Below are 13,557 nucleotides of genomic sequence, written 5' to 3' on the forward strand. Positions count from 1 at the left end.
GTGTAGCTGCCGGTGCCAATGTCGGTCATGTCCGTTTCTACGGTAACGGTGCCGTTTTGTTCGAGGTGAACCCGAGCACCCGATTTTTCCAGCAGATTATTGCGAAAGCCCGCCGCAACACCGTGGCCGACTAGCCACTCCCCGTCGCGCACCTGTCCGGGTGTGGCGTTGCGCTGCTTCCAGCCAAATTTATCCGCTCCGGTGCGCAAGCACTCGATAAGCTGACGGCGAGAGAAGCAGCGCGTCGGGTCGGCGGGGTCAACCTGAGTGTCATTCAGGATGCGAAACTCGACGGGATCGATGCCCGCTTTTTCCGCCAGTTCGTCGATCGCGATTTCGAGCGCCATCAGACCGGGGGCTTCGCCGGGCGCACGCATGGCGTTCCCTTCCGGCAAATCAAGCGTGGCGAGCCGCAGGCCGGTATGACGATTCGCCCCGGCGTAGAGTAATTCGCTTTGCTGTACCGCCGTTTCCGGCGTGCCGCCGGGCAGGTTTCCAGACCAGCTTTCATGTGAGATAGCGGTGATTTTCCCGCTCTGGTCGGCACCGATACGCAAGTGCTGAAGGGTGGCGGGGCGGTGCGTGGTGTTATTGGGAATAGAGGGGCGGGGGAGCATCACTTTAACCGGACGTTTCACCGCTCGGGCGGCGAGGGCCGCCAGCAGCGCATCGCTTCTCAGGAACAGCTTGCCGCCAAACCCTCCGCCGATATACGGGGAGATAATACGCACATTCTCCACGGGAACTTTCAGCGTTTTTGCCAGATCGGTGCGGCACCAGTCAATCATCTGATTTGAGGTCCAGAGGGTAAGCTTATTTCCATCCCAGACGGCCATCGAGGCATGCGGCTCCATCGCCATATGGCTCTGGTCCGGGGTCGTGTAGGTAGCATCAATCTTCACCGCAGCGGAGGTGAAAGCCCCGTCAAAGTCACCGACGTTTTTGTCGGGCGTGTCTTCCGGCGGCTGATTGACGGCCTGTTTTTCGTCCGCCAGGGAGTAAGCTCCTTTATTACGGCGATAGTGTGCCTGCACCAGCGAGGCCGCCGCTCGCGCCTGTTCGAAGGTCTCGGCCACTACCAGCGCAATGGCCTGATGATAGTGCTCAATAGTGGGGCCGCCTAACAGTCTGGCGGTGTTTTTGTCGCCTTTGCCGAGTGCCCCGGCGTTACTGGCGGTAATGACAGCCAGTACGCCCGGCGCTTTTTGCGCGGCGTCCGTATCAAGGGCGGTGAGGCGTCCTTTGGCAATGGCGGAACCGACGATATAGCCATAGGCGGCGTTGGGGGCTTCTTCATGCCATTCGTAGGCGTAGCGTGCCGTGCCGGTAGTTTTCAGCGGTCCGTCGATGCGGTCATGGGGACGACCGACAACCTTCAGCTGATCGATCGGGTTTTCCCCTGCGGGTTTATCAAATTTCATGCCTGTGCCCTCGCTTCAGCCAGTACGGAGGCAAGCGTTCGCTTCGCCAACAGGAGTTTAAAGGTGTTTTCAGCGGTGGGATGGGCGCTGGCGAACAGCGTGTCATATACGGCCTGCGCCCCCTGGGATAGCTGAGCATCCGCAGCCTCAATGCGCCAGGGCTTATGTGCTACTCCGCCCAGCGCGACGCGCCCGCTGCCGTCAGGGTGAATAATCGCCGCGACCGATACCAGGGCAAAGGCGTAGGAGGCGCGATCGCGCACCTTACGGTAGATATGTTTTCCGCCGAGCGGCGGAGGTAACGTCACCGCAACGATAAGCTCACCGGGAAGCAGGGCGGTTTCAATGTGCGGCGTTTTTCCCGGAGGGTGATAAAAATCAGCCAGTGTGATACTGCGAGTCTTTCCCTCCGGCGTGATGGTTTCCACCACCGCATCCAGCAACCGCATTGCGACCGCCATATCGCTCGGATGGGTGGCAATGCAGGCTTCGCTTACGCCTACCACCGCGTGCTGACGGCTAAAGCCTTCAAGCGCCGCGCAGCCGCTCCCGGGCAGGCGCTTATTGCAGGGCTGATTGGTGTCGTAAAAATAGGGGCAGCGCGTGCGCTGGAGCAGATTACCTGCGGTGGTTGCCTGATTACGTAACTGACCAGATGCGCCAGCGAGCAGGGCGCGGGAGAGTACCGCGTAATCACGACGCACGCGCTCGTGAGCCGCCAGGTCGGTGTTCCGTACCAGTGCGCCGATGCGCAGCCCACCCGCGTCGGTCACTTCAATCTTATCGAGCCCGAGGCCGTTCACATCGATAAGGTGGGTGGGCGTTTCAATTTCCAGCTTCATCAGGTCCAGCAGATTGGTCCCGCCCGCGATAAATTTTGCGCCGGGTACGCGCTGAGCGCTAAGTGCCGCCTCGGCTGGGGTGTTCACTCGTTCATAGGTAAACGCCTTCATGATTTTATCTCCCCCGCAGCATCTTCAATGGCGGCAAGGATGTTAGCGTATGCACCACAGCGACAGATGTTGCCGCTCATACGTTCACGGATCTCATCGGCAGTTGTTTCTGGAGCGGAAACCAAATCGACCGTGACGTGACTGGGAATGCCGTCCTGAATCTCTTTTAGCACCGCTACTGATGAGCAAATTTGCCCGGAGGTGCAGTAGCCGCACTGGAAGCCATCATGCTTGATAAAGGCCGCCTGCATGGGGTGAAGATTATCTGGCGAACCCAGGCCTTCAATGGTGGTGATCTCGGCCCCCTGATGCATGACTGCAAGCGTCAGGCAGGCATTAAGCCTGCGACCATTGACCAGCACGGTACAGGCTCCGCACTGTCCGTGATCGCAACCTTTCTTGGTACCGATCAAATGCAGATTTTCACGCAAAGCGTCCAGTAGCGTGGTTCGGGTATCCACCTCAAGCTGCTCGGTTTTGCCGTTCACCTTCAGTGTCAGGGGCATTATCTCTGGCGCGGGTGTAGCTGCCGGAACGCTTGCCGCCAGCGTAGAATGAGGATAAACCACGGCGGTCGCCGCTGTTGCGGCGCTCACTTTAATCAGATCGCGACGGGTCAAACTTAAATCGTGCGGCTCGTGCTTCCCAACCCGATTATCTTCGGGGTATTCGCCTTGGTTGCTCATACCAGGCCTCCGGTATTCTAAAGGGGAAAATAAGAGTGCGTTGCGAGAGTGCTGATGCTTTTTTAAACGTTAAGCATAGTCGGCGACAGCAGGAGGATTATTCTTAAAACGCGAATGCAGCTATGAGCCCGGCTAATAAATTCATGTTCGCCGGGATGTTGATGATGATGGGAGCTGGTTTATTGCTTTAGTTGTACGATGCAAAAACCAATAAGGAAACCTGTGATTTTCAGCTCTGCATCACCCTGCAAATCTCTGTCACTTCTAATATAAAAATAGGGAGAAATGATGGAGCTTATATTCATTGGCGATTAGGAAACTATCTTGTTATACAAAACAATACAATTCTTTACATTTGCCTTGTTTTATGAATACTCCTGAAGAGGTGTATAACATAATGGTACAAGCAGGGTAGATATGAATATATTTGAACAAACTCCACCGAACCGCAGACGTTATGGTCTTGCTGCATTCATTGGGCTGATTGCTGGCGTTGTTTCCGCATTCGTGAAGTGGGGGGCTGAAGTTCCATTGCCGCCACGTAGCCCGGTGGATATGTTTAATGCAGCGTGTGGCCCGGAATCATTAATCAGGGCTGCAGGCCAAATTGATTGCTCGCGTAATTTTCTCAATCCACCGTATATTTTTCTTCGAGACTGGTTGGGGCTGACAGATCCCAATGCGGCTGTTTATACCTTTGCCGGGCATGTCTTTAACTGGGTTGGTGTTACGCACATTATCTTTTCGATAGTGTTTGCTGTCGGTTATTGTGTGGTCGCTGAAGTATTTCCAAAAATTAAACTCTGGCAGGGCTTACTGGCAGGTGCTTTAGCCCAACTTTTTGTTCATATGATTTCATTCCCTCTCATGGGACTGACGCCACCTCTGTTTGATCTCCCGTGGTATGAGAATGTTTCTGAAATTTTTGGACATTTAGTCTGGTTCTGGTCTATTGAAATTATTCGCAGAGATTTACGAAACAGAATTACTCATGAGCCAGACCCTGAGATCCCTTTAGGCTCAAACAGATAATGCATTGAATGATAAAAATGGCGCAAATACAGCGCCATTTTTATAGGTTAAAAACATTGCTTTTTATATTCTGATTCAGATAGTCAGTGAGTATATCGCGCTACTTCAGGATGATGTAGATCCGAAGAACGCTACAGAAGAGAGGCATTGTTGCTGGCAAATAGAAGAAGTATCGGGTTTTGTTACCCCTGAAAAACGAAGCCCCGCTATTATCGCTGGCGGGGCAGTGCAATTAATTATTGTATGTTTATAACGGTGTCAGCCCGTATTTAGCCCTTGCACGATTGCAAGCCTCATTGACGACTCCGTTCTCACCAGACATGGCAAATTCTCTGCATGTGGACGATCGATTTTTATATATCGTGCAGCAGGCATTTTTGCCCGGGGTTCCTGCAAGGGCAATACATCGGGGGTTTTTCTGATTGGTACCGCTCATGCATCGGTGAAAAGGGGATATTTGTTCAGTGAGCCTGGCGGGAATAGTACCGCCAGCATCGTCGGCTTCGGCCCAGTAAAAAGAGACGCGGAAAAATGCACAACAGGCACCACACGTCATGCATGGATTCAGATTGCTCATAATTCACCAGTACAGCTAAAAATCGTAAAGAGAACAGCGGTACATCGTATGTAAGAACGTACCGCGGTTGGCTGGGGAACTTTCGATAGTGTGAGTATTGAATGATTTCCAGCCGTTACCGATTTTACGTACTAATTCGTGATTAAACCACTCATTAGCAGGCTGCCTGATACCTTTCCGTGTCTCCTGAACACTATGGTGTGCATATGAGAAAGCCCATCGTTACAGGTGACATTGACGATCGCTTCCACATCATTTAAACGATTTTTGGAGCTCTGAGGTGGAATTCTTCCCTCGACCGATGGATAAGTCTTAGTCCGCCGAAGGGGGCTTAGCCGGACAGGAATCGCTAATCTTAATGAATTTGTCGTTATAGACCAGATAATGATTCCCCGGCTGACGTAACTCAGGCTGACGAACCACGTCTCCCGGACGTAGATACCAGGCATCGCCTTCCTCTTCGGTCGAATCACATCCTGGCTTAATCAGTAGCTTAAACCATGTGTTGCCAGTGTTACTTACCGTTCCTGTCACCTTGTCGAAGGACCATTTAAACTGAACCTGACGTGGTCGTACTACCAGAATGGTATCCATCACCACCACCGGCTCCGTGCTGACCTCGCCGCCGGTTGGGCTGCGTCTTGTCTGGTTACGAGTGGGGACCTCGCGAAATGAGACCCGGTAGTAGCGCTCGCGGTTATCCCGTGGACCATGATAGTAAAATTTAAAATACTCGCTCTCACCAGCCTGCAACGCCAGCTGGCGGGGGGCGAAAAGCAGTTCACCATCCACCGGTCGGGTGCGCAATTCACTGCTGCCCGGGCTATCAATAGCACTGATGGCAATACGGTATATCCGTGCGCTTTTGTTGTTATTCACTACACGTTTGCTGACAAAGTCAGTCTCGGACGGCAGCGAAAATGTCAGATTGCCGACCGAAATCGCCTGTGTCAAAGGTGCCGCCAGCATACAGACCGCTGTCAGCAGGGCTTTAGTTAATGTTACGCCACGTCGCCTGAACATGAATCTCTCCTGAAGCGCTGACTTCGCCAAACCAGCCGTTATCATCTACCGTACGCAGCGAAATGGCGTTATCCATTGGAATCGAAAATTTGACTGTGGTCTTATCCATCTGCCCCACTTCGCCAGAGATATCAGTCCACGGTGTGGTCAACCACAGCGCATCGGTCATATCCCGCCAGCTATCATCGCACCCGGCATCGTAGGTTTTTGTAGCTCCGTTGCGGGTAATAAAGGAAAGTGTCGCCGGGAACGGTACTTTCGCCTTACCGTCATCGGAGCTGAAGACACAATAGGAGCGCCCGCCAATCACCTGCGCGGGTCCGGTCACCTTGATCAGCACTTCGTCGGCAGCTGTTTTACCGCTGGTGGTTACGATATAGCCGAAATCGAGTGCCGACTCGCCGCTGCCAACATATCCCTCCCGCGACGGTGTCTGAGTATATTCATCGGAGATAATACTGATGCTGAAATCACGGGGTTTGATAATCAGCGTGTTGGAGGTAGAAAATTCATACCAGCCAGACTCCGGTGATGTGGTGTTCTGAAAGCGAAAGTTGAATAGATCTTTGGTGTTGATATCGCTGATCCCGAGGTTCACCATCTGCTTAAAGAAGTTGCTCGAGAAGAAAACATAGATCGAGTCTGCGCTCTTCATCTCGTTGAAGGTGTAGTAATAGGCGGTATTGCTCACCGGTTTCCATGAACTGCCATTCAGACTGAACTGCATATCGTACGCCCCGACGGCCGAGGCTAACGACGAGTTGGCGATCGCCGGGAATATATGGATTGAGGTGTTGCTGAGTCCGTTTGTTTGCAGGGTATAGTTGACCATCTTACAACTTAATCCTGAAAGGCTGCCGATGGTCTGTGTCCGGCAGTCGGCGTTCCCTTCGCCCAGAGTCGGTACTCCGTCGCTGTTGATAAATACCTCCGCCAGCGAGTGGGTATTTATTAACCGCAGATTTGCTGCTTTCGTATGGGTGACGTTGCGAACATACCAGTTGCCGGAGGCCTGATCCTTACAGCGTGCGCCGCTGCTGGCGTCATAGTTCACAGAGGTCTGGCAGGCATTGATGGTCATTGTAAAGCTGCTGCCGACGGGCATTTGTTGCAGATACTGGTAAAACGCGTCTGACAACATGCCGTGCATCCACTTCGCGCCGCCGCTGGTCACCGTCGCGCCATAAAATCCACTGGCGTCGGTGGTTTGCGGCAGGATAAGACTGGTGGTCATATTACACCCAGCGTACCAGTTGATGCAGCGCAAGCCAGTTAAAGGAGATGAAACTGGTGAATTTTCCAGCCACATATCAAACTTCCAGTTGGTATAAAGGCCGGTGTTGTAACCGTTATCAATGTAGCCGAGGCTTTGCTGATAGATGGTTCCTGAACCAGTGTATTTTAAACCGGTCCAGCGGTTGGCACCGGTCAGGCGCGGATCCAGCGCCCCGCCAGGAGTGACGAAAAAGTTGTCGTCTGAGTTGTTTTCGACAAACACAAACTCGCGTGCCGGTGCATCCGCCCAGGTTGTTTTGCTCACTGCCGCTCTGAGCTCAGTTACTGGCCAGATTAGCGCGAAAATTATCATCGTTATTAGTAGGTTAACTCTCATTCTCTTCTCCTGTCTGCGTCACCGCCGCCCACGATGAGAGGCCGCTGCAGACCACATCACCGACCCAGACGGCACCGCGCGCCTGGTTGAGTTCCAGTGCCACTTCGCAGGTTTTATTGCCACTGTAGCGAAAATCGATAGTGGGATATTTCTTATCCACGTCCATGACAAACTCGCCGTTTTCATCGGTTCGGGTTCGGCCGATATGGTTGTTAATCCGTGCGTTAGCCAGCAGTGTGCCGTCTTCCGCACGGATACGACCGGAGACGGTAACCATCTGCTTCACCTCTGGCTCAATGACAGCGACATTGCCTGGATAGAGAGTCAGATGGCTTTTGCGGCCGCTGACGATATCGTAGCTGTCGAGTGAGTTTTTGCTGTTCTGTAACTCCACCTCATATCTTCCATAGGGAGAGAGCGGGAGATAGTTACGCTTGCCGTTAAGCGGGAAAATCCGCCCGTTGATTTTGGCGCTGATCTGACCGTCGTCCTCCAGCCCGGTGTTGAATATCACCCCAGCGTTGCCATCAGTCCGCCCGCTGGCAGCGATGTTTTTACCCTGCCAGCCGACGCTGCCATTGGCGGTCAAGTTGGTATTGATGTAGCCGTCCGCCGCGCTATTGACGTTCAGCGTTCCGCTGGCGTAACGAGCGTCGAACTGTGCATACGCCCCACCGCTGAGGGTTTTGTCATCACCGGTATCGCCGGAGATGGCACGTGACAGATTGGCACCAACAGTGCGAATGGTTCCTTCATCAAACTGTTTGCGTGCTGACAGGTTTGCCATGGTGTAGCCGTTTTGATGGGTCATCCCTGCGCTAAACCAGTTGCCCAGTGGTAGCGAGAGATCGAGAGCGATATATTTCCCTGTATTGGCGTTGCTGTCGCCGTTGTTATAGCGCTGAATACCGGCCCGCAGGCCAAGCGAACCAAAGGTACCGCTGTAGACATTTTGATAGTAATCTGCCGTGTAATAATGGCTGTTGTAACGGCGGTCATCATTGTAGCTGATGCTGAATGTGCCCAGCTTCGACCACAGTGAGTTCAGGTTGAGTGTGCCGCCGATTGCACGGTTATCGGCATCGCTACGTCGCAATTGATTGCCAATGCGGGTTTTTTCCTGATTAACCCACAGCGAACTAAAGCCTCCCGGTAGAGTGGCGCTGATGCTGCCGATGCTGCTCCATGAGCTGTCACTGGCCAGCATATTTTGCAGGTTAACGTTGATCGCCCCCCCAAGCGGCAGCGTCAGACGGGTTTCACCCACCGCCTGATTATCGTATCCATATCCCGTTGCCGCCCAGCTAAGCGTACTCAATGAGCCGGAGGTCGAGGCACCTGCTAGCCAACTCTCTTTAGCTGGTCGCGTCTTTTTCCCGTTTTCCGACCAGCGATCCATATGAAAGCTACCGCCCCATACCTGCCACGCCAGTGGTGCACCGACGCCGCGCCCCCGGCTAAACAGCTTATTGACCCGCTGGGTGCGTTTGCTGATCACGCGACCGTTAACGATCACCTCAACTTCCACATCGTAAATCCCGTACGGTAGACCCCGGGTATCCACTTCATGATTGCCCATAGTGAAGTTCTGAACGCTTAGTAGCCGCCCATCACGGGTGAGATGTACTTCGCCCGCCGCCGGTAAAAAGGCGATCACTGGCGTGGCTGACTGGCTGCTGTCGAAGATGGTGGAGCTGGCCTGGTTTCCCCAGGAAAGGCCGTAAATCTTCCCTGCTGAAATGGCGGTCATCGGCCCTAAGGACTGCAAGTTCCAGGTGTCGAGCATTCCACCGGCAAATCGGTGACCGGCAAAATCGCGTTCATACATCGCTTTATATAATTCACTGTCCTGTTGATCGCTACCGATCCCGTACAGCGAGCCGTCGAGCACCACATGATGTTCGCGCAGCGCAGTAACGTTATTCAGCGACAGATAGCTGGATGTGTTGCTCCCGCCGTTACGCAACTGGTTGTTATAGACGCCCAAGTTATAGCTCAGATTACTGCTGAGGGTGTTAACACTGGACTGCCCGATGTCTTCGCTACGTGAGCGTAGTACGGTGCCCAGCGCTTCGCGCTTGACCACCAGCTGCAGCAGCAGTTGGCGCAAGCTGAGATCCAGCTGCGCGTTGTCAGTCAGGGGGATGGTAAGGGCCTCATTGAACAGGGCGTTGGCCAGAGCCATCAGCTGCTGTCGAGTTTGTTCGCTGACACTGGCGTTATCTTCACTCTCTTCCAGCTGTATTTTCCGGATGCGTAGCTGTCCATCATCCAGCCAGATAAAAGCGCTGCCGATTCGCTGATCGTCCTGGCGACCCTGGCTACCGGCGAGATGAATATAGAGCGGGACGCTCATGCCGTCCTGAAGCGCCTGACTGAAGGCCTGCGGAATAATCACCCCACCTATTTGCTGCGCACTTATGTCAGCAGCGCTGGCATCGGGCTGAACGAACAAAAAGACCATGCCGAAGGCAAACTGGGCTTTCAGTCCTGGGGAGAACCGTCGTAAAGGCATTGTCGTTATCCATCTGCACAGCTATCTATTTCACGGGAATGAACTTATCACCCTGCCAAAGTGCAACCCGTCCTTTGTTATCCGCCGTGTCCACGCGGGTAAAACGACGCGACTTGCCCGGCATCAGGTAGTAATTCTCTTTACACTCCTTACCGTTGGCGGCTTTCAGGCAAGGTCCGTAGGCGAGGATCCGCAGCGTCGCATTTCCTGTATTTGTCAGGGAGCCGTTGGCGTACTGAAAGTGGTAGTTCGCCTGACGAGGGGCGACGACCAGAATGGTGCCGATGCGGGCGGAAGCAGTGGCCACAGCGCTGCGGTTGGCATTATCGCGCTGCGCATCACTGAGGGCCTGATCAAACCAGACAATGCGGTAGTAGCGCTCTTTTTCATCTGCGGGTCCCTTATAGAAGAAGCGGATCACTTCGCTGGCTTGGGCGGGTAGCAGCAAGCTGGCGGGAGTGAGTAGCAACTCATCCGGCTTGTCCATTGAGATAACCTGCCCGTCGTCAAGCGGTGAAGAGAGCCGTTCGAGACGGATATTGATAAGGCGACCACTGTCGGTACTGTTTTTGATCGTTTTGCTCAGCGTGCTGCTGTCACTGTTCATAAACGATGATATATCGCCGACATCCAGCGCCTGGGCCGGAGATATTCCGGAAAACAGCAGAGCGAGAGGCAGAAGGTGCTTTTTCATAACAATTCCGTCCAGGAATAAAGCAGGGGGGCTACCCCTGCTGGTACATCAGAGAGATTAACTGGTCCAGGTCGCGTCGAACTGTACGCTAACGTCGCCGCTCCAGATGCCTTCCGGTAGAGTGCTGTAATCGGTTACTGCGGTGGTACCATTGGTGGTGCCGCTGATGATGGTGAAGGTGAAACCATCCTGTGCGGTGGTACGATTGCTGGCATTGTAACCGTTAGCCAGCGGGCTAAGGTTGCCGCCCAGTACGCCGTTGGCGGTATCGATCATCACGGTATCGCCAGTTTTTTCGACTGCCGCGCCGTTATAATCCACGCCCACATTCAGTGTGGAACCTGAGGTATCCAACTGGGTTAATGTGTTGGTGATAAGACGTGAGGTCAGTTTAAAGGCGGTAGCCGTTGAGTCACCCTCGATAGCCACGTCAAATAGACCTTTCTGTGAGTTAAAACCTTTAATGCCTTCGGCATACTGGAACGCCAGGCTACCGAGTGGCGTCACAACCAGCTTACTGGTGGTGTCTTTTTTGGCTGTTGCCGACCAGGTCGCTACAGCCTGAGCTGTTACGTCAGCAGCCTGCGCCACACCCATGCCGGTAAACACCGTTACCAGAGCTATTGCCAGAACCTTTTTTTTCATTGCATTTCTTCCCGAGTTGAATTGAGGACGTGATGTCCCAGTGAGTCATTTTTTAAAACTAACTTGCCTGGAGTTTACTGAACCAACTTATATATTTTTGAGTACAGCTTGGCCTCAGCATTACGCCGATGGGTATACACTGTCTTCACACTACAATTTTCAATTCTGGCAATCGATTTAGGTTGCATTCCCTGGGCCGTCATGCGGATAATTTCCATTTCCCGGTCCGTGATTTTATCTTTCTTAATATCTTTTCTCAGGAACCTGCCATTAATCACATAGGCCAGTTCTTTTCTAATATCACGACTCAGTCCAGCGTATACCACGCCCCTAATATTGCTATTGTAATACCAATAATTTGCTAAGGCTTCTGACTTTCTGGCCGCAATCAATACGACCTGTTTCCCCTTTACCGCGGATAACCATTCATTATCACGGTTTATAAATTCAGATAAAGAATCCGTATTGAGATTGATAAACACGAAATCTTTTCTAATTTTCTCCAACGATAGATAAATTAATCTGTCGATATCCACAATCAGTTCAGATAGTCCTTTATAGAAGTAGGCGTCATGGGGAGACCAGATGTATTTATCAGAACGGTTTTGACATTCCATATGGTTTTTAACCTCATAGTCCCTGCTGTAATCACTTTGCCATGTCACTACTTTCCAAACCTATAATTTTTACAGGTGCATTCAGTTTCCTTAGTAAACCGGAAGTAAATAAGATACGTAGCACATATCAATAAAGGTTAAACAAGATTAAGTTTAATTATTTTCGATTGGGCTTAAATTTATGTTTTTTTCCCGATGAGTGTCAATATGTGAACGGAAAAGGAATTCAATGGTTAAGTCAATATTTAGAAAAACTGAAAATATTGCTTTTTTGATAAGAAGAAAAAGACATTTGGTTTCATAAGGTTATTGGCAATATAACGTTCAATTCTTACTTGCATTTTATATTGGTCAGGAACTTTGCCCTGAAGTGTTAGGAATAGTCTTAATGCGCTGTGTGATGGACTAGTAAAAAAACAAGTTTTAAGGGTAAGGGATAGAATATAAAACTATAATGAGCTGTCATTGAAGATGATTTGCCAATCAGTAAGAAATTTTAATGGATTAACATGCCGCACAAAATGGTTATAGGTGTTCATTACAATAAGTGATGGAAAATTGAACGGGCGTATGTACGTCATCTGTTCGGTAAGCCCCCAAGAGCCAGATTAAGTGAAGTTAAACGAAGGCTGCCAGCTGTCACAGGAACGATGGCCTCTTTGTCAGGGCACTGAGTGCAGTTATCTGTGCGCGTTACTCTAACTGGCACTCGAACGTCGGCGACGGGGTTACCGGTGGATCAGACTGTTCCTGTGGCGTAAACGTTTTTATGTTAGTACCAACAGATTTACCACATTTATCATCTTAACAGTTTGAGTGAAAATGCAGGCTGCGCCGCAAAGGGAGGAGACTGAGTGGCGTGTTCAGTCTAAAAGAGAGTTGATGCCAGCATACAGGGGCGAAGCTGGTCAACAAGTCAACATTAAGATAATGGAATATTCGGAGAGAAACGTCAGGCAGTTGGCCTCAAATGAACAGGAGGAATATATCCCCAGGAAAATTAATGTTGGTGTTATAAACACACCAACATTAATCCGATCTGATTATTAATCAGACAAATATCGTTAATCCGTCGAATTTTGAATCAACGTTTTTTCTTACGACCCTGAACGGCCTTAAAACGTGGATTAGATTTACAAATCACATATAGCCGTCCTTTTCGCTTCACAATCTGACAGTCTGGATGGCGTTCTTTTGCGGTACGCAGAGAGTTAAGAACTTTCATCACGACCCCTTTTTCGTGCTAACAAAACGACCAAAACGTTGGGTGAATCGTGCAACATTTCCTTCTGATGCCACTGTTCTCAGCTTCCCTGTATAGAACGGGTGCGATTTAGAAGAGACATCAATTGTCACGTATGGATACGTTACGCCATCCAGCTCAATCTCACGGTCTGTTTTGATAGTCGAGCCGATTTTAAAGTACTCATCAACACTGGTGTCGTGGAACACCACAGTACGATACTCAGGATGGATATTGGGCTTCATCATTTTTACCTGTTATGTTATAACATAACCATAAAGATACATGCTCATCCGGATCATTTCAACACCCAATCCCTGTGACTCTTTGTGGATGTGGAATTTTCGCAACGGGGAACTCTGGCATTGTTAGCAGCCATTGGTGACGCTCCCATAAACGCCTGGATGAGTGATTGATGATGGTTTTGCTGAGAGTATGGATTTTTCGACAATGGAGGTTATCTCCACTTTACTGGCCGATGATTTATCGCAGTATGATTGATTACCTGACAGCGTGTATTCCTCTCCCACGGATATAAT

The 13,557-nt window shown here is 51.2% G+C and carries 13 protein-coding genes and 1 pseudogene; 2 read left to right on the forward strand and 12 right to left on the reverse strand.

All coding sequences use genetic code 11. From position 1 onward, the window contains the following. The 3 genes and pseudogenes from paoC to paoA form a co-directional block, all read right to left on the reverse strand. Nucleotides 1–1,421 (reverse strand): annotated as a pseudogene (paoC, locus tag E0D98_RS15435) (aldehyde oxidoreductase molybdenum-binding subunit PaoC); the annotation flags it as partial. Further along, nucleotides 1,418–2,374 (reverse strand): aldehyde oxidoreductase FAD-binding subunit PaoB, encoded by a 957-nt coding sequence (gene paoB / locus E0D98_RS15440; RefSeq protein ID WP_000643328.1) that lies wholly within the window; start codon nucleotides 2,372–2,374, stop codon nucleotides 1,418–1,420. The pseudogene paoC and the gene paoB, both read right to left, overlap by 4 nt. Beyond that, nucleotides 2,371–3,060 (reverse strand): aldehyde dehydrogenase iron-sulfur subunit PaoA, encoded by a 690-nt coding sequence (gene paoA, locus E0D98_RS15445; RefSeq protein ID WP_000070694.1) that lies wholly within the window; start codon nucleotides 3,058–3,060, stop codon nucleotides 2,371–2,373. The genes paoB and paoA overlap by 4 nt, the downstream gene beginning before the upstream one ends. A 417-nt stretch (nucleotides 3,061–3,477) precedes the next feature. Between paoA and E0D98_RS15450 the strand changes: the two genes are divergently transcribed. Next, a complete protein-coding gene (locus tag E0D98_RS15450; RefSeq protein ID WP_001019920.1) occupies nucleotides 3,478–4,092 on the forward strand; it encodes a YagU family protein in 615 nt (204 codons plus the stop codon). 247 nt (nucleotides 4,093–4,339) lie between these two features. Here the strand turns inward: E0D98_RS15450 and E0D98_RS15455 are convergent, their stop codons facing one another. The 7 genes from E0D98_RS15455 to ecpR all read right to left on the reverse strand — a co-directional run bounded on the left by E0D98_RS15455 (nucleotide 4,340) and on the right by ecpR (nucleotide 11,775). Continuing rightward, entirely contained in the window at nucleotides 4,340–4,669 is a 330-nt protein-coding gene (locus tag E0D98_RS15455; RefSeq protein WP_001303809.1) for a YkgJ family cysteine cluster protein, read from the reverse strand. 312 nt (nucleotides 4,670–4,981) lie between these two features. Further along, nucleotides 4,982–5,692, reverse strand: a complete 711-nt coding sequence (ecpE, locus tag E0D98_RS15460; protein ID WP_001296887.1) for a fimbrial chaperone EcpE — start codon at nucleotides 5,690–5,692, stop codon at nucleotides 4,982–4,984. Beyond that, nucleotides 5,661–7,304 (reverse strand): fimbrial adhesin EcpD, encoded by a 1,644-nt coding sequence (gene ecpD, locus E0D98_RS15465; protein WP_001323478.1) that lies wholly within the window; start codon nucleotides 7,302–7,304, stop codon nucleotides 5,661–5,663. The genes ecpE and ecpD overlap by 32 nt, the downstream gene beginning before the upstream one ends. After that, nucleotides 7,294–9,819 (reverse strand): fimbrial usher EcpC, encoded by a 2,526-nt coding sequence (gene ecpC, locus E0D98_RS15470; protein WP_050877164.1) that lies wholly within the window; start codon nucleotides 9,817–9,819, stop codon nucleotides 7,294–7,296. Before ecpC ends, ecpD begins: the two co-directional genes overlap by 11 nt. Before the next feature lie 25 nt (nucleotides 9,820–9,844). After that, nucleotides 9,845–10,513 (reverse strand): fimbrial chaperone EcpB, encoded by a 669-nt coding sequence (gene ecpB, locus E0D98_RS15475; RefSeq protein ID WP_000716398.1) that lies wholly within the window; start codon nucleotides 10,511–10,513, stop codon nucleotides 9,845–9,847. A 57-nt stretch (nucleotides 10,514–10,570) separates the two neighbouring features. Continuing rightward, nucleotides 10,571–11,158: a common pilus major fimbrillin subunit EcpA gene (gene ecpA / locus E0D98_RS15480; RefSeq protein ID WP_000730974.1), complete on the reverse strand. Its 588-nt coding sequence runs from the start codon at nucleotides 11,156–11,158 to the stop codon at nucleotides 10,571–10,573. 74 nt (nucleotides 11,159–11,232) lie between these two features. Then, on the reverse strand, nucleotides 11,233–11,775 hold the full coding sequence (gene ecpR, locus E0D98_RS15485) for an ECP biosynthesis operon DNA-binding transcriptional regulator EcpR (RefSeq protein ID WP_001296902.1): 543 nt from the start codon (nucleotides 11,773–11,775) through the stop codon (nucleotides 11,233–11,235). Between the two features lie 822 nt (nucleotides 11,776–12,597). On the opposite strand from ecpR, the gene ykgL reads away from it, so the two are divergent. Beyond that, nucleotides 12,598–12,825 (forward strand): protein YkgL, encoded by a 228-nt coding sequence (ykgL, locus tag E0D98_RS15490; RefSeq protein WP_001147277.1) that lies wholly within the window; start codon nucleotides 12,598–12,600, stop codon nucleotides 12,823–12,825. A gap of 34 nt (nucleotides 12,826–12,859) precedes the next feature. Here the strand turns inward: ykgL and ykgO are convergent, their stop codons facing one another. Together ykgO and E0D98_RS15500 are read right to left on the reverse strand one after the other, a co-directional pair. After that, nucleotides 12,860–13,000, reverse strand: coding sequence for a type B 50S ribosomal protein L36 (gene ykgO, locus E0D98_RS15495; RefSeq protein WP_000866436.1), 141 nt, complete (start codon nucleotides 12,998–13,000; stop codon nucleotides 12,860–12,862). Next, nucleotides 13,000–13,263 (reverse strand): type B 50S ribosomal protein L31, encoded by a 264-nt coding sequence (locus tag E0D98_RS15500; RefSeq protein ID WP_000803999.1) that lies wholly within the window; start codon nucleotides 13,261–13,263, stop codon nucleotides 13,000–13,002. Before E0D98_RS15500 ends, ykgO begins: the two co-directional genes overlap by 1 nt. Between the last annotated feature and the right edge of the window lie 294 nt (nucleotides 13,264–13,557).

Source organism: Escherichia sp. KCJ4928 (genome assembly GCF_004352695.1).
Classification (GTDB): domain Bacteria; phylum Pseudomonadota; class Gammaproteobacteria; order Enterobacterales; family Enterobacteriaceae; genus ECMA0423.